Source organism: Streptomyces sp. NPDC004721 (assembly GCF_053601495.1).
In genome coordinates this window covers 1-5,423 of the sequence record NZ_JBSGBZ010000130.1, presented here as the reverse complement: position 1 = coordinate 5,423, position 5,423 = coordinate 1, and the positions used below count along the sequence as shown (strand labels likewise).

Annotated in this window: 4 protein-coding genes and 1 pseudogene; 3 read left to right on the top strand and 2 right to left on the bottom strand. The window is 66.8% G+C overall.

The features are described from left to right. The 3 genes and pseudogenes from ACWEK3_RS41970 to ACWEK3_RS41960 all read left to right on the top strand — a co-directional run. The coding region (locus ACWEK3_RS41970; protein ID WP_453252220.1) for an RHS repeat-associated core domain-containing protein at positions 1-2,117 on the top strand (2,117 nt) is incomplete at its 5' end. Between the two features lie 167 nt (positions 2,118-2,284). Beyond that, on the top strand, positions 2,285-2,578 hold the full coding sequence (locus tag ACWEK3_RS41965; RefSeq protein WP_450547747.1) for a hypothetical protein: 294 nt from the start codon (positions 2,285-2,287) through the stop codon (positions 2,576-2,578). Between the two features lie 78 nt (positions 2,579-2,656). Next, positions 2,657-2,800 (top strand): annotated as a pseudogene (locus ACWEK3_RS41960) (alpha/beta hydrolase); the annotation flags it as partial. Positions 2,801-3,127: 327 nt separating this feature from the next. Here the strand turns inward: ACWEK3_RS41960 and ACWEK3_RS41955 are convergent. Then, entirely contained in the window at positions 3,128-4,186 is a 1,059-nt protein-coding gene (locus tag ACWEK3_RS41955; protein WP_453252219.1) for a helicase associated domain-containing protein, read from the bottom strand. Positions 4,187-4,477: 291 nt separating this feature from the next. After that, the coding region (locus ACWEK3_RS41950; protein WP_453252218.1) for a transposase at positions 4,478-5,423 on the bottom strand (946 nt) is incomplete at its 5' end.

Here is a 5,423-nt window from a genome sequence, read left to right as displayed (position 1 = left end):
GAGCAGGGCGTCCAGGTCACTCGTCACAGATCGATCTTGGACGCCCTGTCCGCGTTCCCAAACGCACCGTCAGCATTCGGAATGACTCGTCTAGCTACCAGTACGATGACAAAGGTCAGGTAACCAAGGAGATCCCGCCCGGTGCGACCGGGACGGATGCCGCCACGCAGGTGATCACCTACTGGTCCGCTACCGGAACCGGTACCTGCATGGGCCGCCCCGAGTGGGCGGACCTTCTCTGTTCCTCCGGTCCTGGCGGTGCCATCACCGGCGGCGGCAGCAACCCCAGTCAACTGGCCACCAGCACCTACGAGTACGACTCCTGGGGCAACACCACGTCGATCACCAACACGGCCAACGGCACCACCCGGACCACCACCACCACCTACGACAGCGCGGGCCGTGTCTCCACCGTCACGGTCACCGGCGGCCTGGGCCAGGTCGTGCCATCCACCACGACCACGTACGACGCTGCCACGGGTCGTGTCCTTTCCATCACCTCGACGTCCGGCGGGACGATCAGCAAGAGCTACGACACGCTCGGGCGCCTCATCTCGTACAAGGACGCCGACGGTGGCACGACCACCACCGAGTACGACCTGCTTGACCGGCCGGTGAAGGTCGCCGACAGTGTGCCTTCCACCCAGACCTACACCTACGACCACAGCGCGGAACCGCGCGGCCTCGCCACGAAGATCACGGACTCCGCCGCCGGCGCCTTTTCGGGGACCTACGATCCCGACGGTGCGCTGGTCGGCGAGAAGCTGCCCGGTGGCTACTCCCTGGAGGTACGCACGGACACCGCGGGTACGCCGGTACAGCGCACCTACACCCGCGACAGCGACGGCGTACTCGTCTACAGCAACAGCGTCACTGAGTCCGTACACGACCAGACCACGCACAACTCAGGCTGGTCCGACCAGAACTACACGTACGACGCAGTGGGCCGCCTGTCCGCGGTCGAGGACACGGCGGATACTGTCTGTACCCGCCGCGCATACACGTTCGACGCCCGCACCAACCGCAAGACACTGAATACAGCAACGGGCGGACCGGGCGGGGACTGTCCGGCCTCGGGCGGTACGACCGTCACCACGACGTATGACTCGGCCGACCGCGTCGCGGGCACCGGTAACGCCTACGACGCCTTCGGCCGGACCACCACCCTGCCGGGCTCCGTCACTGTCGGCTACTTTGCAAATGACATAGCGCGGCAGCTGACGACGGCCACCCAACGGCAAACCTGGAACCTTGACGCTGCACTGCGCTTCCGCCTCTGGACCGTGGAGGACAAGACCTCAGGAACATGGACGCAACTGGGCACCAAGACGAACCACTACGACTGCGACTCCGACAGTCCGCGGTGGATCGTGGAGGATGCCACGACCGGTGCTGTCACGCGCAACGTCTCTGCCCTTGAGGGTGGGCTCGCAGCCACGACCAGCGCTGCTGGCGATACCGTGCTCCAGCTCTCGACGGTCCATGGTGACATCGCGCTGCAACTGCCCCTGGACTCCTCTGTGGCACCAATGGCGCTTGACACGGACGAGTACGGCAACGCGCGGAACGACGGGACGGTACCCCGGTACGGGTGGCTGGGTGTCCGACAGCGGTCCGCGGAGACGGTTACCGGCCAGATGCTCATGGGCATTCGGCTGTACGAGCCGACGACCGGCCGCTTCCTCTCCGTGGATCCGGTCTTCGGTGGTGGCGACAACCGCTATGGATACCCCGGCGACCCCATTAACAAGAACGACCTCGACGGCCGTAAGTGGAAGTGCAAGGCCAAGTGCCAGCTGGCCGGGCGAGGAGCGCATTGCACCGGATTCGTCTGGGGTGCAGGATCGGGAGACAGCGAGAGACAAGCGGCCACCGAAGCCAAGCGAGACGCAGTGCACCAGGCTCCCCGGGGCTGCTACGCCCGGCACTGCAAGCCATACGACTGCACCAAGAACAGGCTCCGTCAGTGGTTGGACAGCAATTACAGTCCGCGCCACATGCACTGGCACAACGTTCCCAACTGGATGCGAAGCGCCAACTACTACTCGGGGGGCGTCCTCTTCCGCAGTGAAGTCTGGAGGGGTACCTCCGGCAGCTTCTGCGGCTGCAGTCCCTGATCCACTGGGCTGACGGGCACTCTGTTGTGTCTGGCCCCTCACATGGCGGTTCCTCTCGGGCGAAACGTCCCGAGAGGAACCGCTGGACTTCATGCCGACGCGGTGCCCATGCCCGGGCCCGCGTCGGCGCAGTACACTCTCCGCTCTCAGAGACGAGGACAACCGTCATGTCCGACCCCACCAAAGATTCCTCGGAGCAGCCCAGGCTCTGGCAGGTGAAGATTGCGCTCATCGCCACGCCGGCTCACCACGAAGAGCTGATGGACCGCCTGGCTGAAGTACTCTGCCCCGATCCCAACCATGAGGGGCCGTGTCCCATCCCTTGGGGCATGCACAGCATCAACGAGGACTCCATGTCCTGTGAGCAGCGAGAGGCACTGCTAACAGAGATCAAGGAAACCAACTGGAATCCGGAAGAGGGCGAAGGGACAGACACCGGAGGGTCCTGGCGACCTGCCTAAACAGGACGGAAATACCTACGCGGTAGCCGAACTCGGCATCACCACTGCCCTGGTCGAGGTCGTCGACACAGCCACCCTGACGACCGGCAGGCGGCCCTGGACCTGTTCGACGCCTTCGGCTCCAAGGAGAAGTCCCTGCACGCCAATATGGGCGGGCACACTGGCGTCCCGCAGTTCCCGGGGGACGCCGCGGCCCGGTTCTTCACCCGGCCTCTGAGCTAGCCGCCGACCACCCCTGCCGTCAGGCGGCGCTGGCCAGGACGCCGCTCATCGAGGACAGTCCCGGCCCTCCTCGATGACGGTGGCCGACCGGCCGGTACCGGCCGGTCGGGGCGACGCTCGGCGCCGGAACACGGCTGCCGTCATTTCCCGTGAGCATCCGGAGGGCCGACGATCACTAAACGCCGCCGGAACCCGCTCGACGTGAACGAAGCCACGCTGACCGCCCGCGCCCGAGGGACCGGCGCCTGAGAGCAACGTGGCCGCGAGACGCGCAGAGGGTCCGTGCCGACTGCCCCGGCACGGACCCTCACATGGCCTCCGACGGGGTTACGCCACCGCCCAGTGGAGTCCGAGGTCGGCGAGGGTCTGGAGCCTGTCGGCGGTGAGCTTGGCGCGCCTGGTCTTCGTGTTCGACAGGAACACCCCTAGCTTCACGGCGTGTTCTTGGCCGTCGACCACGATCGTCTCTACGTGGGTCCGAGGGACGGTCAGGGAGCCGGTGCGGGTTTTGTACTGTGCCAGGGCCGCTACGCCACGCTCGAAGGCCCCCAAGGCTGTCTTGGATGGCTTCGCGAGCGCTTCGGGTTCCGGTGGCGGTGGCAGCGGCGTGACGCCGATGGCTTCCAGGCGTTCGCGCTGCCCCTCTGCCAGGGCCGCCCAGACTTCGGGTTTACGCTGCCGGGCGAGCCACTTCCCGACGTCCATCCCGTGCACGGTGAACCCGGGCAGGACCTCCGCCGGGCCTTCTTCGTCGCGCACGAGTTCACGCAGTGCGGCGTAGTGCCGTTGCCAGTCGGCCGGCCATGACGGGTTCCAGTGCTCGTCGATCGCCTGGAGCGCGGCCTCCCACTCGGGGTGGTCGTCCAGGGCGCCGGGGCGGCGGAGGTTGGACAGCCATTGCCCGATGGGCCGGTCCAGCGCGGTGGCGGTCCGGGGCGCGCACAGCGTCCAGTGCTCCTCGTGGTACGCCTTCGCGGCCTCCAGGTTCTCTTGGAACCGCTCATCGGCCAGGCTCCAGACCATGCCCAGTTTCTCCAGTCGCCGGGCGCGCTTGCCGGTCATCTGCCCGGCTCCGTATGCCCGTCGCTGTTCTGCGACCCACTGTCCCAGGGGGTAGACGCCTTCCTTGTGCCCGTACGGAACCCGGGCGTGCCCCTCACGCTCCGTGTACGCCTTCAGCTTTGCCCAGCCACGCGCCCAGTCTTGCTTCTCCGTGTCGATCACGTTGAAGGACACCCACTCCGCGACCATCACCGGGTCCCTGGGGGCCGCAAATCGCAGCAGCAGACGCGATTCTTCCCCGCCTTCCTCGGGCGCTGCGCCGATGTTCACGAACGGTTGCGCCATGTCCTTCTGCGGCTCCTGCGGGATGGCGAGCAGTTCCACGGCCTCTTCATCGTGAGCCCGCAGGCCCTTTATCTAGGGGTGGGGGAGTTGTGAGGGATGTTTGTTTGGGTTGTCACCTGCGGGAATGGTCGCGGGGGCGGGAGGATTCTCGGGAACGGCACGAGGAGGCGATGCAGCGAGGGGCATGGGGCGCCAGCGAGGGCTTCGAGGAGTATGCGGTCGTATTCACTTCCGCAGGGGAGCAGGAGGCGCCCGTGCCGAGCGGTGAGGTCGGGCTGCGGGAGCGGTTCGCCAGCGGAAGATTTCAAGTCCAGTGAGACGGTCGTGATGCTATGAGGTTTGTGTTGCGGGCTCGAGGCGCTTGGCCGGGTCGTTGATCCACGCCTGCTGGGGTATCCGGGGTGGTCGGGGGCGTCGGCCGAAGCGTTCGGGATGGCGGGCGTATGCGTCGGCGAGGGTGACGGCCCGATGGTCGCGGACCTCCTCGGCGGTGCCGAAGTGCACGCTGGCGGGCGTGTGCCAGCCGATGCCCGAATGCCGGTGTTCGTGGTTGTAGTACGCGATGAACGCCTCGAACCACTCGCGGACATGGGCCAGCGAATCGAACCGCTCGGGGTAGTCGGACATGTACTTCACGGTCTTGAAGTGGGCCTCGCTGTAGGGGTTGTCGTTGGAGACCTTCGGCCTCGAGTGCGACCTTGTCACCCCGAGGTCGATCAGCAGCTGGGAGACCTTCTTGGAGGTCATCGACGTGCCGCGGTCGGCGTGCACGGTCTCGGGCACGATGCCGTTGCGGACGATGGTCTCCCGGATCAACTCCTCGGCCCGTGTGGCTGATTCGGCGGCCTCGACGGTGTGGCCGACGATGTAGCGGCTGAAGATGTCGATGATGACGTAGGCGTGATACCAGACGCCCTTGGCCGGTCCGGCCGCCTTGGTGATGTCCCAGGTGAACACCTGCGAGGGCCCGGTGGCGACCAGCTCGGGCACCGTCTTCGCCGGGTGAGTGGCCTGGCGGCGGCGTTCGCCGGACTGCCCCTTCTCACGCAGGATCCGGTACATCGTGGAGACGGAACAGTGGTAGCGCCCGGCATCCAGCTCGCGGGCCCAGATCTGCGCGGGCGGCAGCTCGGCGTACTCGCCCGAGTTCATCAGCTCCAGGACTGCCGCCCGCTCCTCGGGTGTGAGGGCCGAGGGCTGGACCTGCGGTTTCCTGGGCTTTTGCTCGGGCGGGGGCCGCAGCCGGCGGTAGTGGGTGGCCCGGGAGCGGCCGGTC